At 45.7% G+C, this 15,408-nt stretch carries 13 protein-coding genes and 1 other annotated feature; of the genes, 6 read left to right on the top strand and 7 right to left on the bottom strand.

Annotated features, from left to right (window positions below; genetic code table 11):
- Both ACFPXP_RS09800 and ACFPXP_RS09795 read right to left on the bottom strand, forming a co-directional pair.
- On the bottom strand, window positions 1-182 hold a 182-nt coding region (locus ACFPXP_RS09800; RefSeq protein WP_379894025.1), incomplete at its 3' end, for a hypothetical protein.
- On the bottom strand, window positions 166-1,425 hold the full coding sequence (locus ACFPXP_RS09795) for a methyl-accepting chemotaxis protein (RefSeq protein WP_379894024.1): 1,260 nt from the start codon (window positions 1,423-1,425) through the stop codon (window positions 166-168). The genes ACFPXP_RS09795 and ACFPXP_RS09800, both read right to left, overlap by 17 nt.
- Before the next feature lie 189 nt (window positions 1,426-1,614).
- Between ACFPXP_RS09795 and ACFPXP_RS09790 the strand changes: the two genes are divergently transcribed.
- Window positions 1,615-1,992: a VOC family protein gene (locus tag ACFPXP_RS09790; protein ID WP_379894023.1), complete on the top strand. Its 378-nt coding sequence runs from the start codon at window positions 1,615-1,617 to the stop codon at window positions 1,990-1,992.
- A gap of 125 nt (window positions 1,993-2,117) precedes the next feature.
- A complete protein-coding gene (locus tag ACFPXP_RS09785) occupies window positions 2,118-2,474 on the top strand; it encodes an O-methyltransferase (RefSeq protein WP_379894022.1) in 357 nt (118 codons plus the stop codon).
- Between the two features lie 276 nt (window positions 2,475-2,750).
- Here the strand turns inward: ACFPXP_RS09785 and ACFPXP_RS09780 are convergent, their stop codons facing one another.
- Entirely contained in the window at window positions 2,751-3,803 is a 1,053-nt protein-coding gene (locus ACFPXP_RS09780; protein WP_379894027.1) for a LacI family DNA-binding transcriptional regulator, read from the bottom strand.
- 904 nt (window positions 3,804-4,707) lie between these two features.
- Between ACFPXP_RS09780 and ACFPXP_RS09775 the strand changes: the two genes are divergently transcribed.
- Window positions 4,708-9,132: a carbohydrate binding domain-containing protein gene (locus ACFPXP_RS09775; protein WP_379894021.1), complete on the top strand. Its 4,425-nt coding sequence runs from the start codon at window positions 4,708-4,710 to the stop codon at window positions 9,130-9,132.
- A 105-nt stretch (window positions 9,133-9,237) separates the two neighbouring features.
- Here ACFPXP_RS09775 and ACFPXP_RS09770 read toward each other — a convergent pair whose 3' ends face one another.
- The 3 genes from ACFPXP_RS09770 to ACFPXP_RS09760 form a co-directional block, all read right to left on the bottom strand.
- Window positions 9,238-10,182: a glycine betaine ABC transporter substrate-binding protein gene (locus ACFPXP_RS09770; RefSeq protein ID WP_379894020.1), complete on the bottom strand. Its 945-nt coding sequence runs from the start codon at window positions 10,180-10,182 to the stop codon at window positions 9,238-9,240.
- A 115-nt stretch (window positions 10,183-10,297) separates the two neighbouring features.
- Window positions 10,298-11,155, bottom strand: coding sequence for an ABC transporter permease (locus ACFPXP_RS09765; RefSeq protein WP_379894019.1), 858 nt, complete (start codon window positions 11,153-11,155; stop codon window positions 10,298-10,300).
- A gap of 4 nt (window positions 11,156-11,159) precedes the next feature.
- Window positions 11,160-12,347, bottom strand: a complete 1,188-nt coding sequence (locus ACFPXP_RS09760) for a quaternary amine ABC transporter ATP-binding protein (protein ID WP_379894018.1) — start codon at window positions 12,345-12,347, stop codon at window positions 11,160-11,162.
- A gap of 254 nt (window positions 12,348-12,601) precedes the next feature.
- Between ACFPXP_RS09760 and ACFPXP_RS09755 the strand changes: the two genes are divergently transcribed.
- Both ACFPXP_RS09755 and trpS read left to right on the top strand, forming a co-directional pair.
- On the top strand, window positions 12,602-13,162 hold the full coding sequence (locus ACFPXP_RS09755; RefSeq protein WP_379894026.1) for a GbsR/MarR family transcriptional regulator: 561 nt from the start codon (window positions 12,602-12,604) through the stop codon (window positions 13,160-13,162).
- A gap of 63 nt (window positions 13,163-13,225) precedes the next feature.
- Window positions 13,226-13,473 (top strand) — a binding site (T-box leader).
- A gap of 66 nt (window positions 13,474-13,539) precedes the next feature.
- Window positions 13,540-14,526 (top strand): tryptophan--tRNA ligase, encoded by a 987-nt coding sequence (gene trpS / locus ACFPXP_RS09750; RefSeq protein ID WP_379894017.1) that lies wholly within the window; start codon window positions 13,540-13,542, stop codon window positions 14,524-14,526.
- On the opposite strand, the gene ACFPXP_RS09745 is transcribed toward trpS, so the two are convergent.
- A complete protein-coding gene (locus tag ACFPXP_RS09745; RefSeq protein ID WP_379894016.1) occupies window positions 14,523-14,705 on the bottom strand; it encodes a DUF5325 family protein in 183 nt (60 codons plus the stop codon). The two genes, trpS and ACFPXP_RS09745, sit on opposite strands and share 4 nt — an antisense overlap.
- Before the next feature lie 284 nt (window positions 14,706-14,989).
- Between ACFPXP_RS09745 and ACFPXP_RS09740 the strand changes: the two genes are divergently transcribed.
- The gene (locus ACFPXP_RS09740) at window positions 14,990-15,208 is read left to right on the top strand and encodes a small, acid-soluble spore protein, alpha/beta type (RefSeq protein ID WP_379894015.1); all 219 of its coding nucleotides are present in this window, start codon (window positions 14,990-14,992) and stop codon (window positions 15,206-15,208) included.
- Window positions 15,209-15,408 lie beyond the last annotated feature (200 nt).

Raw genomic sequence — 15,408 nt, 5'->3', positions numbered from 1 at the left:
TATACCTTGTAGACGAAATTCGTTCTACCGGGCATCCTGTTGCCTTCTTTAGACTCAAGTGTTCTTGGCCCCCGCTTTGTTCCAGCGACAACGGTAATACGAGGAAATACGGCTTTCACAGAAAAAAGAGCTGCCGTGGTATAATCCTCGGCGGCTCGTTCTTCCTTAAAACTTAAAGACATCGATCGTTCTCTGCAGCTTGGAAACCATGGTAGACATTTTCTCCGATTGAGCAACCATGTCCTCGACAGCGGATATTTGTTCTCGAATCGATGCGGATACCTGTTCCGTACCAGCTGCCGATTGCTCTGTGATGGCGGAGATGTTCTCCATCGAGGCGGAGATCTGTTTTGCGCTCTGCAGCATGTTTTCGCTTTCTAAGGTGAACAGCTCAATTTGTTCAGAGATAAATTTGACGCTGTGGACGATATCAGCAAATACATTTTCGGTTTCGGAGATTAGGCGGTTTTGCTCCTGCACGACTTCCTCGTTGACACGAATGTTGTATGTGGCCTGCTGAATGCCCTGCTCAATGCTCTTGACGAGGCTGAATACTTCTTTCGTAGAGGAGGAGGATTCTTCAGCCAAATTACGAACCTCTTGGGCGACGACGGCGAAGCCTTTCCCGTGTTCTCCTGCTCTAGCGGCCTCGATCGAGGCATTTAGCGACAATAGATTGGTTTGTTCTGCCATTTCGGAAATGCTCTGCGTAATTTTGGAAATCCCTTTTGCCTGAGCTGCCAGCTCTTCTATGGCTTTAGATACGTTGTTGGAGGCAGCGACATTTCGTTTTACACCAGCGCTTTGGGTTTCCACTGCATTCCGTCCGATTTCAACCAATTCGAGCATTTGCCCGGAGTGGGTGTGCATTTCTCTTGTAGATTGAGCATAGCTGTTCACTTTATTCTCAATATCCTTGACCGATGTAGAAATGTGAGAAACATCCTCTGAAATTTTACCCGCGCCGACTGCAAGTTCATCGGTCGCATGCGTGACTTGATCAATGACTTCCTTCATGCCCGAGTTTTTCTGATAAATGTCTGTACTTGTATCCGAGACGTGCTTCGTTAAAGAGCGGGTATCGTTCAAAATGGTTTTCAGCTTGTCGGTCATCTTGTTGAAGGAATCTGCCAGCTCGCCGAGACTATCGTTCGACTGGATATCCACTTTGCTCGTAAAGTCTCCTTTGGCGATACTTAGAGCGATGACGGACATTTCATGAATCGGTCCAGTCAGCCATTTTTCCAGCATGCCGGCAAGAGGATAGACCGCGATCAGCATCACAGCGATGATTATAATACCGATCAGTGAGTTGGAACTTAAAGCGGTTACAAAAATAAGCATGATCACAGCAAAAAGTCCCACGATTCCGTAACAGCCCAGCAGCAGTTTTTGCCTAAAGGAAAGCTTGTTCATCCATTCCATAGCATCGAACTCCTCTTATGTATTCAGTGACACAGTCGCATGCGTCTGTCCATCGGTTCTCATGAGGCAAAGGCAGGTGCCATGCGTCTATTGTCATGGTTAAGATGTCATCATTATACCATTATTGGTAAAATTGGTCTATGAAAGACTGTTTCCATCATTATTTGTCGAAAAGGATGTGTGAAAAAGATGAAAATAGCTCGAATTCATCATGTCAGTCTCATTGTTACGGATTTGGAAAGAGCCGTCAGGTTTTATGAGGAAGTTCTGGGCTTGCAGCAAATGCAGAGACCGGATTTAGGTTTTCCGGGGGTGTGGTTCTCTATAGGAGCTACCGGGCAGCAGCTGCATTTGCTGGTACATCAGGGGGAAACCGGACGCAGCGGCGGAATCGATACGAGGGACGGGCATTTTGCGTTAAGTATAGACGATTTTGATGAAGCGGTTCGGTGGCTTGACAGCAAAGGGATTGCCTACGAAGCAAGGAGAGAGAGCAAGGCTGGATTCCCGCAAATATTTATTCTCGATCCAGATCACAACATCATTGAACTGAACATCACCTCCTAATGACCCATAAAATTTGTAAAATTATGTTGATGGAGGAATGTTTTCGGAGTATAATGAGTCACAAGACCTATAATTCATTGGGTTGATTTTACAATTGGAGAATAGATGTCGAAGGAGGTGGATTGATGTCATCGATGGTTTCCTTGGCTAGACAAGTGGATTTGGTATTTAAGCAAATTTCCAAAGAACTCGTTCATTTATCTTCAGGACTTATTTTTATTCATATTCGTAATAATGAGATAGGCAAGTTCGGAGTTAGACATGACCCGATCGAAACGATCAATGGAGATTTGAACGATAGTGGAAAAGGCTTATCGGCTGAGCAGATTCGGGCATTTCGCAATATGGCGATCGAATCGCTGAAGCATAAGCATTGGACACACGGAGAAATTCAATATGAATTTGCGCTTCGTAAAAATTTGCTGACAACCAGCGTTGTTTTCGAATCCAATTACAACATGGCCAACCTGCTTTCTCAGTAACAGGAAATCGAAATGAGCTGTTTCTAGTGAACATTCATTAGGAGCAGCTTTTTTAAATTTGAAAATGAATGATGTGAGATAGATAGATTATTTCATGCAGGATGAAGATGGGATGATGTACTTCAGGCATGAATTCGGGGATCGTGGTTAGGTGGATCTTGAAGTGGAAGCATACAGGTAAGGAAGCAGCCCAAGAGAGGGCTGCTCCTTTTTAGTAATAGGTCAGTAAACGTCAAGAACGTGCTTCAGGTTAATCATTTGACAAGGCTGAGATGTTTAACTGGATTGCGTAATAGGATTAGCAGAAGACCAAATACCTGATCCGCCGCAGGATTGACGAATGACCAACTCTGGTTCAACCATAATACGTTTGACATCCATTTGTTTATTCATCAGATCGAACAGCATCAATGCAGCAAGCCGTCCGATTTTTTGCTTATCCTGCTTCACGGTTGTCAGCGGAGGATCTGTATAACGGCATGCATCAATATCATCGCAGCCGATTACCGCAACATCCTGCGGCACACGATAGCCTTTCTCCTTTAATGCACGAATTGCTCCGAAAGCGAGCAAGTCGGTGACAGCGAAAATAGCTTGCGGGAGCTGATCCGTTCGGTCCGTTAATTGTTTAACTGCTTGATAACCGTCTTCTTCACGAAAGTCCTGACTGTAAACAAACCAGTCCTTACGGTAAGCGAGACCGAAGTTTTGCAAGGAATTGATAAAGGCCTTCTCGCGTGTGCTTGTGACCTCGGAATAACGATCAATCCCTAGAAAACCAATATCACGGTATCCGTTCAAATAAAAATGCTCGACGACTTTAGATGAAATTTTCTCATTATCCGACATAATGAATGCGGAGTTCTTTTCGCTCAGCTTGATGTCGACCCCGACACAAGGGATCTCGCTTTGGTCTAAGTCGTAGACGCTGGACTCTACTTCGTCACCGGCGATAATAATGCAGCCGTCGACTTGGAAATGTCTGCAGCGGGCTAAGTAATCCTCGCCGCCGTCAAGAAATTTTTCGTTGGAGAAAAACAGCAAATCGTATCCGAGCAAACCTATCTGTTTTTTGAAAGCATTGATGACATCGACGAAAAAAGGATGTGTAAAATCTACGTTTAATTTGCCGGCAAATACGACGCCTACCATTTTTGATTTTCGAAAAGTAGTTGATTTCGTGTTCAAACTTGGACGATAACCGATTTCCTCCATAATTCGAAGAACCTTTGTGCGGGTCTCTTCACTAATATCCGGGTAGTTATTTATGATTTTTGAAACCGTAGATACGGAGACACCAGACATTTTGGCAATGGTTTTTATATTCATCATTATTGCCCCTCCATTCATGCGGTTTGGATGAACGAAAATTTTCGAATAATAATATGTTCTTTATCATAACCTTTCGTTTGCAGAATCGTCAACGAATTACCTTAAGTCATGAAGCACAGGCTTCATTATACATTGCAAGAAAGACATCATAGAAAAGTATCAAACGGGAATATTTTCGTTTATTTTCGTAATTTTACGAAAATCATTCTTTACAATTTTCGAAAAAACCATGATAATTCATTTTGAAAGGGTTTCCATTCCTATAGGAGGATAGAGAAGGGATAATCACGCGAATCATTGAATAACCCCGCAGGGAGACCATGAGATGCAGAAGAAGGAAATTTCAGAAAGTATGATCCGTTTCCTCTTCTAGGACTAAAAAATTTTCGTAATCTGCTTGAAGCGAAAAAATATTAAAGCGAAAAAGTTCGGAGCTAGCAAATATCGAATCAGATACGCCTCTAAGTTCTACTGCTCCGACAATCGTGTATCAGGTGATATAAGCGAAGGATCATCGTCATAAGGATCTTCTTTCAATGGTGGATTGCACTTTCCATTGATAGCGTTTACATATTGTGAGAAATATAAGAAACCGTTCTTTAATCATTTTGCTTGGCATGATTGCTAAGAGTCGTGTGAACAGGACTTATTAGGGAGGTGATGACATTCCTATTGATAAAATCGAACAATTGCGAGAGGAGATTGGCTTGAAACATACGGAGATCCTCTCTGGCTGAACACACCAACGTACAATCTAGTGTGCAGATTAAGTTTGCAGAATCCTTGAGTTCGTTCCTTGGTCACCAAGTTTTGGTTGTTCACAAAAGCGATTGCAGCTAGATCTCAATATTTTAAAATCTACAAAATGTAAGTTGAATACAAATTCGGGAGGACAAGTCGAATGAAAAGGGCATGTTCAATCATTGTGATTTTAGCCATGATTTTAGTTTATGCGATTCCTTTTGCATCGGCAGACAATGCACCCTTAGAACCGGAAGCGCCATTTAGCGATGTAACAAACCATTGGGCGAAAGATGAAATAGATCACTGGACGAAACGCGGCGTTATCAGCGGTCTTCCGGACGGTACGTTCAAACCGGATCAACAGATTTCGCGCGCTGAATTCATCATGTTAATCAATCGCGTGTTTGGTTTTAATGAAAAAGCTGATGTGCAATTTAGCGACGTAAGTGAAGGAAAGTGGTATTCCGCTGCAATTAAAAGTGCAGCAGCCGCCGGGTATGTACAAGGCTACCCAGATGGTACGTTCAAACCGGATCAAGCGGTTACTCGCCAAGAAGCAGCATATATTTTGGCAACGTTGTTCAAGCTTGAGCCTGAAGGGGATTTGTCTGTATTTAAAGACGGTGCCCAGACGGCCGGTTTCGCTGAACAGGCATTGGCAAGCATGGCTGCAAATGGGTTTATCAGCGGATATGCAGACGGAACCGTTCAGCCTTCGAAGGGCATGACCAGATCGAAATTCGTTTCCGTGCTGGATCGTATGGTTGGAGGGTTCAATGAAGCCGCTTCCCTGGTTACGAGTCATGCGGTCATCAGTAAATCAGATGTAGAGCTAAAAGCATCACACATTCAAGGAAATGTATACATATCTGCAGGTGTTGGCGAAGGGAATGCAGTGCTGAACGGGATCCAAGTGGATGGAACGGTATATGTCAATGCCGGCGGCTCGAATAGTATTCATATGATCGACTCGACACTAAATCATATTGTGGTGAATAAGAAGGGCGGCAAGGTAAGAGTTGTACTAGATGGGAGAACAAGTGCTAAAACCATCACGGTTGAATCGACTGCTGATCTAGAAATTGCTGAAGATGTCGTTGTGGATGCACTGACGATTGAACAAATGGCCGAGAACACCTCTATTCAGGTTAAAGGTCAAATTGGCCTTCTTGACAATCGGGCAGAAGGTGTGAAGGTGAATGGTCAAACGATTCAGGCAGGAAGTGACTATGCCGTAGAAAACGGTCAGATCTCACAAGACGGCACTTCTATTCCCGGAATTCCTGCTGGCGGCGGAACCGGCGGCAGCGGCGGTGGAAGCGATAACGGCGGGGATAATTCGGATGTTCCTGAACAAGTCGGAGACTGGAGTTTAGTATGGAACGATGAATTTAATGGAAGCGAAATCGACCGCACCAAGTGGACCTTTGATCTGACGAACGGCATCGAAAATCCAGGCTGGGGAAATAACGAGCTGGAGTACTATACGGATCGTCCGGAGAATGCCAAGGTGCAGGATGGGGAGTTAGTGATCACCGCTCTGCAGGAAGATTATGAGGGCTTCGGATATACTTCTGCACGGATGAAGACAAAAGGATTGGCGAGCTGGACTTACGGTAGGTTCGAAGCTCGCGCGAAATTCCCTGAAGGCAGAGGATTGTGGCCTGCGATCTGGATGCTGCCGGAGAATAACGAATACGGTGTGTGGGCCGCCTCCGGTGAAATCGACATTGTTGAGGGATGGGGCAGCAGACCCAACGAAATAGTGGGAACGATTCATTCCGGTGAGACCTGGCCCAAGAACAACTACACCGGCAAAACGATTCAGATTGATCCGCCAGCGACCGCTTGGCATACCTATGCATTGGAATGGGAGCCAGGAGAGCTGCGCTGGTACATCGACGGACAATTATTTCATACGGAAAACAATTGGTACAGCAAAGGCTTAAATCAGCCTTTGAACTATGCTTATCCCGCGCCATTTGACAAAGCATTCCATTTGCTTGTGAATTTAGCCGTCGGCGGCAATTTTGACGGGGATCCGGATGAATCGACGGTATTTCCTGCAGAATTGAGAGTTGACTATATTCGCGTGTATGAACTGACAGGCAGACCTTATCGCGAACCGGTGAAACCCGAGGTACCGAAGGAGCCGATTCCAGCTGATGCAAGGCAGCCGCTGGCGGACGGCAACCTGGTCTACAACCCTCAATTCGATCAGACGGTTGAAGGGGAAACGGGCATTGAAGGGGTTCCGAATACCAGCTACTGGAATTTGCTGCATGTGGCTGATTTTGGCGGAGATGCATACGTGACGATTGATGCGATGGCCGGTCGCAATTATGCGAAAGTGAATATTACACAGCCAGGCAATCAGACGTATTCGGTGCAGTTAGTTCAGCATGTTCCGATCGTGAAAGGGCGCTGGTATGAACTCAACTTCGATGCCAAAACCGATACGTCCCGAACGATACAGGTGAAAGTTGGCGCAGACGCGGATCGCGGTTACGAAACGTATGCCACGAGCGACCCTTATAAGCTGACCCATGAAGTGCAAAACTACAAGCTCTTGTTCCAAATGAGCCAAGAGACGAACCTGAATACAAGATTGGAGTTTAATCTGGGTTTGAATGCAAGTCCCGTATGGATCGGCAATGTCCAGCTGAAGGAGGTAGAAGAACCGAGTGTAGATGTCAATGCGGCACACAGCCCTGCGGGAGACGGCAACCATGTATATAATGGAACCTTTGATCAAGGGGAGATGGATCGCCTTACATATTGGCAGCTGAATACAGCAGGTGCATCGGCAGCATCGATGAGTGTAGACGAAGCAGCACGTGAATTAAAGGTTCATGTGGAAAATGGCGGCGCCTCGATACAGGATACGACGGTGTTCCAGAACGGCATTCAGCTTCTGCAAGGTCAAACGTATAAGCTCTCGTTTCAAGCGAGGGCCGATCAGCCAAGAGAAATCGGTATGGAGCTAAGAGACCAGAATGGAACTGCATCTTTCTTTAACGCCGTGAAGACGATCGGAGCATCAATGAATACGTATGAATTCCAATTTACAATGCCATCGCCGAATCAAGATTTATCACAGCTTGCATTCTACGTCGGAGGAAACGGAGGCGATGTATATCTTGACAACGTGCAGCTGATTCGCACGAGCTCTTATGTAGATCCGAATATCGAGTGGTTCCCACTCAAGAACGGCAGATTTGATGACGGAATGCAGTCTTGGCAGTTTGTGCTTCCAGAAGGTGGTGCGGGTTCAGCGAACGTGAACGAAAACGGAGAGCTGGCGATCCAAGTCGACGCACCTGGCAGCCAGCCATACAGCGTACTCCTGTTCCAGGATGCTCTAGATCTCTACAAGGGGGCAAAATATAGACTGTCGTTCGAAGCACGATCCACGATCGATCGTGAGATTGAAGTAACGATAGAGGATGCGTCATATACACGATATTTTGATCAGAATGTCGTTCTAACCTCTGAAATGCAAAAGTATACCTTCGAAATGGAGATGCCCGGTGACATTTCCAGCTCGCTGAAATTTTCACTGGGACAATTGCCTGGTGCGCAAGCAAACCATCAGATCATTGTAGACAACATCGTGCTGGAAGTGCAAGGTGCGAGAGATGCCGCGTCCATGCTTCAGAACGGATCGTTCGAGCAGGGGATGAATGGCTGGGTATCACATGTGGCGGATTATGCGGGCGCCGTGGGCACGGTCACCGCAGAGAACGGACAGATGAAAGCTCACATCGGCTATGAAGGGCAGGAATTTTGGCATGCGCATGTGAAGCAGGAAGGACTGCAGCTGAAAGGTGGCAAAAGATATTTGCTCACGTTCGACGCAGCATCAACGGCACCAAGAAGCATAGTAGCGAAGGTGGAAAATACGGCGAACAACGCACCTGTTGGAAACGGCGCAGAAAAAGCTTTCGGGATTAACCAAGAGCTGAGCACTTATGAGATGGTGCTGTCTGTGACAGACGATGTGTACGCTAACGTGGTATTCGGCTTCGGCGGAGGAATCGACAGTCAGCCGCAGGTGGGTGAAGCGCACACCATTACGCTAGATCAAGTGAACTTCATTGAACTGGAGGACGCTGCGCCAGCGCCTTCTGCCCAGCCACTTATGAATGGGGCATTCGATACGGATTTGAACGGCTGGAAAGAGTATAAAGGTGACGGATCGAATGCGCAATTTTCGGTGGAAAACGGGGAATTGAAGGCCGATTTTACCGGATATGACGGTTGGTTTTTATGGTCGACACAATGCTTCCAGGAAAACGTTCAAATCGAGCCAGGCAAAGCATACCGCATTTCGTTCGATATGCGTTCAACGGCTGATAAACCGATTATGGTTAAAATCGAGAATGGCAGCGCAGTGAACTTGGAGCAGACGGTAACATTGAACGAATCGACACAGCATTTTGAATTTGAATTTACCGGAGCAGGAGATGACGATGCAGCAACGTTATTCTTCTTTATGGGCAGCAATAATGTTGCAGGAGAGAATTTTGTTCCACATACAGTCTATTTAGATAATGTCGTACTGGAAGAGGTTCAACCGTAACATGTTGGCATAAAAAATGCTGTGTCTAGTGGATTCCTAGACACAGCATTTTTTTCGGATTCGCCATAAATATGGCTTTCAATTTCACACTTTAAAAAGAGGTAATTACTTCAACCACTCGTTCACCTTATCTTCGTTGGCTTCAACCCAGTTTGCTGCTGCATCTTCTGGAGTCGCACCGTCAAAGATTTCGATCATGACCGCTTCCATATCGGCAGGAGTCCATTCGAACTGATCCAGCACTTTGTAAGCTTGCGGCAAGTCTTCTTCCAGACCTTTGCGCACAACGGTATGGATTTGCTCAGCACCGCCGTAAACACCTTTTGGATCCTCTAAATATTTCAGATCGAATTTAGCGAATTTCCAGTGAGGAGTCCAACCCGTTACAATAATGGGCTCTTCGTCATTGTATGCACTTTCCAGTTCCTTCGCCATGGCAGCAGAGGAGCTTTCAAGCAGTGTCCAATCTTCCAAACCATATTCTGTCAGAGCGGTTTCTGTCGCCATCATAATACCTGCGCCTGGCTCAATCCCTGTAATGGTGTAGTCTACTTGTTCCCCGACTTCACTATTAAGCAAATCTTCGATCGATGTAATATCCATATAGGTTGGTACGACTAATCCGGTTTTCGTTCCGTCTAAATTCGGACCAAGATCGACGACATCGTCTTTATATTCATCCAGATAGCTTTGGTGCGTAGAAGGGAGCCAGCCGGCAACCATCGCATCCGCACTGCCGTTGGCGATACCGGACCACATTGGACCCGCATCGACCTGCATCAGCTCAACGTCCATATCCAGTTTTGTTTCCAGAACGGTTTTAATGACATTCGTGCTGGCGATTTCAGAGTCCCAAGCGACATAAGCAAGCTTAATGGTTTTACCTGCATCGCTTCCAGCTGCAGAGTTATTGTCCTCTGTTGCCGTGTTGCTGCCGCTGTTGTTTGCATTATTAGCAGTGTTATTATTGCTGTTATTTCCTCCACAAGCGGCTAATACCAAGGTGAACACCATGGCTAACGTGAAAAGCTTAAGTGCATGTTTCTTCATTCTTTCGACCTCCATTATATTTATTGAAAAGAAAGTAGAACTTTCTTAACATCCAATGTGGTGCTGAAAGCCATCATATGATGAGTAGGCTTCCAGCGAATTTCATAGCCTTCGGTTATTTTTTATTGTTCGATTTGATCACATTTTGGGTCATCCGATCGAGAACGATCGCCAAGATGACGACGGCTAATCCAGATTCAAAGCCGACCCCGGTCTTCGCCTGAGTTACAGCCCGGTAAACATCGGAACCGATACCCTGCGCACCAATCATCGATGCGATGACAACCATGGATAAGGACAGCATAATCGTCTGATTAATTCCCGCCATGATAGTCGGTACGGCTAGCGGCAGCTGCAGCTTAAACAGCTTTTGAGACGAAGTCGAACCGAATGCATCGGCCGCTTCCACTAAGTCTTTAGGTACTTGCTGAATGCCTAAATACGTCAAGCGGATGGTAGGAGGTACTGCAAAGATGACCGAAGCGATTACGCCCGGAACCACCCCTAACCCGAAGAATGTAACGGCAGGGAGCAAGTACACGAAAGCAGGCATCGTCTGCATGAAGTCCAAAATGGGCTGCATGACTTTATAGAAGGAAGCTTTTTTCGCGCTTAGAATACCTACTGGAATTCCGATCACGATGGAACAGAGTGCAGAGGTGACGACGAGCGCCAAAGTCTGCATCGTATTGTCCCAATAGCCTAAATTTTCAATGAGCAGCAGACCAATGATGGAGAACAGACTCACTTTCCAACCGCCGAAACGGAAGGCAAGCAGGGCTATAATCAGCACCATGACTAAAGGATGGAGAGAGTCGAAGCTCCATTCTAATCCTTCAATGATGGCGGAAATAATACTGGTTATGCGTTCAAATATAAAACCGAGATGATCATTAAGCCAATCTTCGGCAGAATCCACCCAATCTGACAAGGGGATTTTGGAGCCGATTATGGCATAGCTGTGTCCTAACATAAGCTCACTCCTTTTCCAATCCGTTGCCGGATAAAGCGCCTAAGACCGCGCCTCGGACAATGAGTCCTTTTAACCGCTGCTCTTCGTCTATCACAGCAAGCGGAATACGCGCCACGCTGATCGCATCGAATAATTCGTACAGCAGCGTATCTGGATGGGTAGTCGGAAATTCCCGAATCAGAATGTCCTCCAGCTTTTTCCCTTCCTTTACGGCAGCTGAAGCATCTTCAGCTGTAACCGCCCCAAGCAGCTTCCGGTCTTTACCGACCACATATAAGCTGGAAATGCCGTTTTTCCTCATTAGCTCGAGGGCGACACGCGGCCCGCGGTCGATCGTAACGGCCTCTGCACGGCGCATTACATGAGAAGCGGTCAGCACCTTGGACACATCGACATCTTCTACAAAGCGCGCCACGTAGTCGTTTGCCGGATTCATCATAATTTCTTCCGGTGTGCCGACTTGTACAACGCTTCCGTCTTTCATGAGTGCAATGCGATCTCCAATCCGCAGTGCTTCATCCAAATCGTGTGTAATGAAGATGATCGTTTTCTGCATTTTGGACTGCAGTTCCAGCAGTTCATCCTGCATATCTTTGCGAATCAATGGGTCCAACGCGCTGAAAGCCTCGTCCATGAGTAAGATTTCCGGGTCGTTCGCAAGCCCGCGAGCGAGTCCAACACGCTGCTGCATCCCGCCGCTAAGCGAGTCTGGATATTGGTTCTCCCAGCCTTTTAGCCCAACTAGCTCGAGGGCAACGGTTGCTTTCTCTTTGCGAAGCTTTTTGTCCACGCCTTGAATTTCTAAACCATATTCGACATTTTGCAGAACCGTTCGATGTGGGAAAAGAGCGAATTTCTGAAAAACCATGCTCATTTGTTTTCTCCGAACCTCGCGAAGCTTTTCTTGATTCATCTCGACAAGGTTTTTGCCGTGAATGAGCACTTTGCCTGAAGTCGGCTCGATGAGTCGATTTAACAGACGTACTAAAGTCGACTTACCGCTTCCCGATAATCCCATGATGACGAATATTTCACCTTGATGAATTTCAAAATTCGCCCGATTGACCCCCACGGTATGCTTCGTTTCCTTTAAAATCTTTTCTTTGCTCCAACCCTTTTCTAATAGTGGAGCAATTTTTTTCGGATCGGAACCGAATATTTTCGTTAAATTTTCTACTTGAATGAGCGGCATGCGCCTCACCTACTTTCTCCGTCGCGTTTACTCTTTCAAGTCTAAGGGAAGGAAAATCAAGGGTCAAAAGTGTTCAGTGTACGTACCGTACGTTCAGTAAAAACTTTACGAACTTTACTTGCCGTATGCTCCGTTTTCCTTACAATTCCTTTTCAACATGACGCTTTACATTATGAATTACATTTTTTAGAATGAGTTGTAACTAAAAAAAGCAGTATGCTAGGGAATATAAAGTCCTCTTAGGAGGGGAAATGATGACATCAACTGACAGCTTGGCGGAAGAGCAGCAGATTAAATTAAATAAGGCCAGACACCGCGTAATTGAGACGGTGGGTAAAAATATGGAGCTTTACGGCGTGACCATGTCGATCGGACATTTATATGGAGAGATGTTTTTTAAGGATCATCCTGTTACGCTGGACGAAATGGGTCAAGTGATGGGCATGAGCAAAACGAGCATGAGCACGGGCATGCGGGCATTGATGGATTTGAAAATGGTGAACAAGGTATGGGAGAAAGGCTCAAGAAAAGATTTATATGAAGTGGAATGGGATTGGTACCAATCGTTTGCCGATTATTTCAGCATCAAGTGGCGAAAATTGACGGAAATGAATATGCAGGCGCTCAAAAGGTCGATGAAGGAAATCGAATCCTTATTAGAGGAATGTACGGATAACGCCGATGCCAAGCGTTTGCTGGAGCTGGATTTGAAGAAAATGAAGGAAGCAATTCAGTATTACAAGTGGCTGGGAAGACTGATTGACAGCTTAGAAGAAGGAACGATCTTTGATTTTCTGCCTAGAGTAGAGGATTAAGTTGACATTGCATACGCGGATCATTAAAATTAACAACAATACCATGATCATGGAAATAAAATTGATAATGCAATGACAGGAAAGAGTAAGCATGATGAACGTACTTCAGAGAGCCGGCGGTGCTGAGAAGCCGGTGTACGTCTGTGCCGAAGTGGGTCCTCGAGCAGATTCCCGAAATGGCAATAAAGTAGGCGAATCCGTTTCTTCCGCGTTAAGGAAGCAGAGGCTGTTAGCTGCAGTGAAATGAAATGTGTGTATATCCAAGGCAGCAAAGCGAATCAGGGTGGCACCACGAGCTCTTCGTCCCTATGGGAGAAGGGCTCTTTTTGTTGTTTAAATGAAGAAAAAAAGTGAAGATGATGAAAGGGGAAAGAAATATGAAAAAAGTACTTTCAGGGATTCAGCCCAGCGGAAATTTAACGCTCGGCAATTACATTGGCGCACTGAAAAATTTTGTAACGATGCAGCATGAATATGAGTGTTATTTTATGGTAGTCGATTTGCACGCCATTACTGTACCGCAGGAACCGGCCGCGCTTAAAGAACAGATCGAGTCTCTGGCTTCCCTGTATGTGGCGGCGGGCATCGATCCGAACAAAGCGTCGGTATTCTTACAGTCTCATGTTCCTGCCCATGCGGAGCTTGGATGGCTCATGACGACGCTGTCCTATATGGGGGAATTGGAACGGATGACCCAGTTTAAAGATAAGTCGGCGGGCAAGGAGTCGATTCCTACCGGTCTGTTCGTTTATCCGACATTGATGGCGGCAGATATTTTGCTGTATGATGCCGATTACGTGCCGGTGGGCGACGATCAGAAGCAGCATTTGGAGCTGACACGGGACTTGTCCGAGAGGTTCAATCACCGCTTTGGCGATACGCTGAAAGTGCCGGAGCCCTATATTCCAGAAGTAGGGGCTAGAATTATGGCGCTTGACGATGCAAGCAAAAAAATGTCCAAGAGCAGTCCAAATCCATCGAGCTATATTGCGCTGTTAGATGAACCGGATGTTATCCGCAAAAAAATCAAACGGGCGACCACGGATTCGGATATGTCCGTTCGTTTCGATAAAGAGAAAAAGCCTGAAGTGACGAACTTGATTAGCATTTATGCGCAATGCTCTGGTTTGTCGGTCCAGCAAATCGAGGAGAAATACGAAGGGAAAGGCTACGGGGACTTCAAAAAGGATTTGGCTGAGCAGGTTGTTGGAACGCTGGAGCCGATCCAACAGCGTTACAAAGAAATCCGCTCATCTGGAGAAATTTACGATATTTTAAAGAAAGGTGCGGAGAAAGCGAACGCTACCGCATCGAAGAAGATTAAAGAAGTGAAAGAGAAGATGGGCTTTTTGCTGCCAAACTAATCGTTTTGCTGCTTTCTGCGAATCTTTGCTTTCACGATAAAGCCGGCACCGACCATGAATATGTACAAAACGATAAACAGCAGAGCCAGCCACGGCTGTCTGTAGCTAAGCGAGGCGCCGGTTAAGATTAACAATATAACGGAACTTACAGCAAACAAAAGGGATAAGCTTTTGCTCATGAGTTGTACTCTCCTTCATGTCACATGTAATAAAAACGATTTCGGTATTATTTTGCCTGAAATCGTTTTTTGCTTCAAGTGTATTCATTATTTAAAGGATGTGACCAATCACTTTTCGGAGTGTGTAGGGAATGTTCAGCCGTGTAACTTAGGCAGCGCTCAATGACGATTTTTTTAATATGGTAAAAAATCGTTTTCTTTTGAATAAGGTTGAAAAAGGCGTGCCATAATATGTTTGCAAGCTTGCAAACCGCTTTACATCTCAGAAAGGAGAGTGCTTCATCATGGCAAGCCGCAACCGTACAAACGCGTTAGTCGTACCTCAAGCAACTTCCGCATTGGAACAGCTAAAATATGAGGTAGCACAAGAACTCGGAATTCAAATCCCTCAAGACGGGTACTATGGAAACATGGCGACACGTGATACAGGAGCTATTGGTGGACACATCACTCGCCGCTTGGTTCAAATTGCGGAGCAAACCATGGCTGGTTACAACCGTTAAAATCATGGATTGTATAAATGATTGCAGCGCCGTGCTCGCACGGCGCTGTTTCATATTCTTAAAGCTTTTATTCTTGAATCAATTTCATAATGCATCGTTCTAAAAAACTGTAGACTAACCCGACTACAAATTTACAGTTCAAAAATTAAGCTACATCAAGCTGCAACTGACGGTTTATGCGATCACAAGCTAATTTTGTG

It is taken from the genome of Marinicrinis lubricantis, from assembly GCF_042658665.1.
In the GTDB taxonomy this organism is placed as follows: domain Bacteria; phylum Bacillota; class Bacilli; order Paenibacillales; family KCTC-33676; genus Marinicrinis; species Marinicrinis lubricantis.
Note: the sequence above shows the minus strand (reverse complement) of the source record. Positions and strands in the feature narration are given on the sequence as shown.

Bases quoted from the DNA above. Each gene is read 5' to 3' on its own strand.
- trpS (WP_379894017.1), top strand. From the start codon at position 13,540: ATGAAAAAAGTACTTTCAGGGATTCAGCCCAGCGGAAATTTAACGCTC.
- ACFPXP_RS09790 (WP_379894023.1), top strand. From the start codon at position 1,615: ATGAAAATAGCTCGAATTCATCATGTCAGTCTCATTGTTACGGATTTG.
- ACFPXP_RS09780 (WP_379894027.1), bottom strand. From the start codon at position 3,803: ATGAATATAAAAACCATTGCCAAAATGTCTGGTGTCTCCGTATCTACG.
- ACFPXP_RS09765 (WP_379894019.1), bottom strand. From the start codon at position 11,155: ATGTTAGGACACAGCTATGCCATAATCGGCTCCAAAATCCCCTTGTCA.
- ACFPXP_RS09795 (WP_379894024.1), bottom strand. From the start codon at position 1,425: ATGGAATGGATGAACAAGCTTTCCTTTAGGCAAAAACTGCTGCTGGGC.
- ACFPXP_RS09785 (WP_379894022.1), top strand. From the start codon at position 2,118: ATGTCATCGATGGTTTCCTTGGCTAGACAAGTGGATTTGGTATTTAAG.
- ACFPXP_RS09770 (WP_379894020.1), bottom strand. From the start codon at position 10,182: ATGAAGAAACATGCACTTAAGCTTTTCACGTTAGCCATGGTGTTCACC.
- ACFPXP_RS09745 (WP_379894016.1), bottom strand. From the start codon at position 14,705: ATGAGCAAAAGCTTATCCCTTTTGTTTGCTGTAAGTTCCGTTATATTG.
- ACFPXP_RS09760 (WP_379894018.1), bottom strand. From the start codon at position 12,347: ATGCCGCTCATTCAAGTAGAAAATTTAACGAAAATATTCGGTTCCGAT.
- ACFPXP_RS09740 (WP_379894015.1), top strand. From the start codon at position 14,990: ATGGCAAGCCGCAACCGTACAAACGCGTTAGTCGTACCTCAAGCAACT.
- ACFPXP_RS09775 (WP_379894021.1), top strand. From the start codon at position 4,708: ATGAAAAGGGCATGTTCAATCATTGTGATTTTAGCCATGATTTTAGTT.
- ACFPXP_RS09755 (WP_379894026.1), top strand. From the start codon at position 12,602: ATGACATCAACTGACAGCTTGGCGGAAGAGCAGCAGATTAAATTAAAT.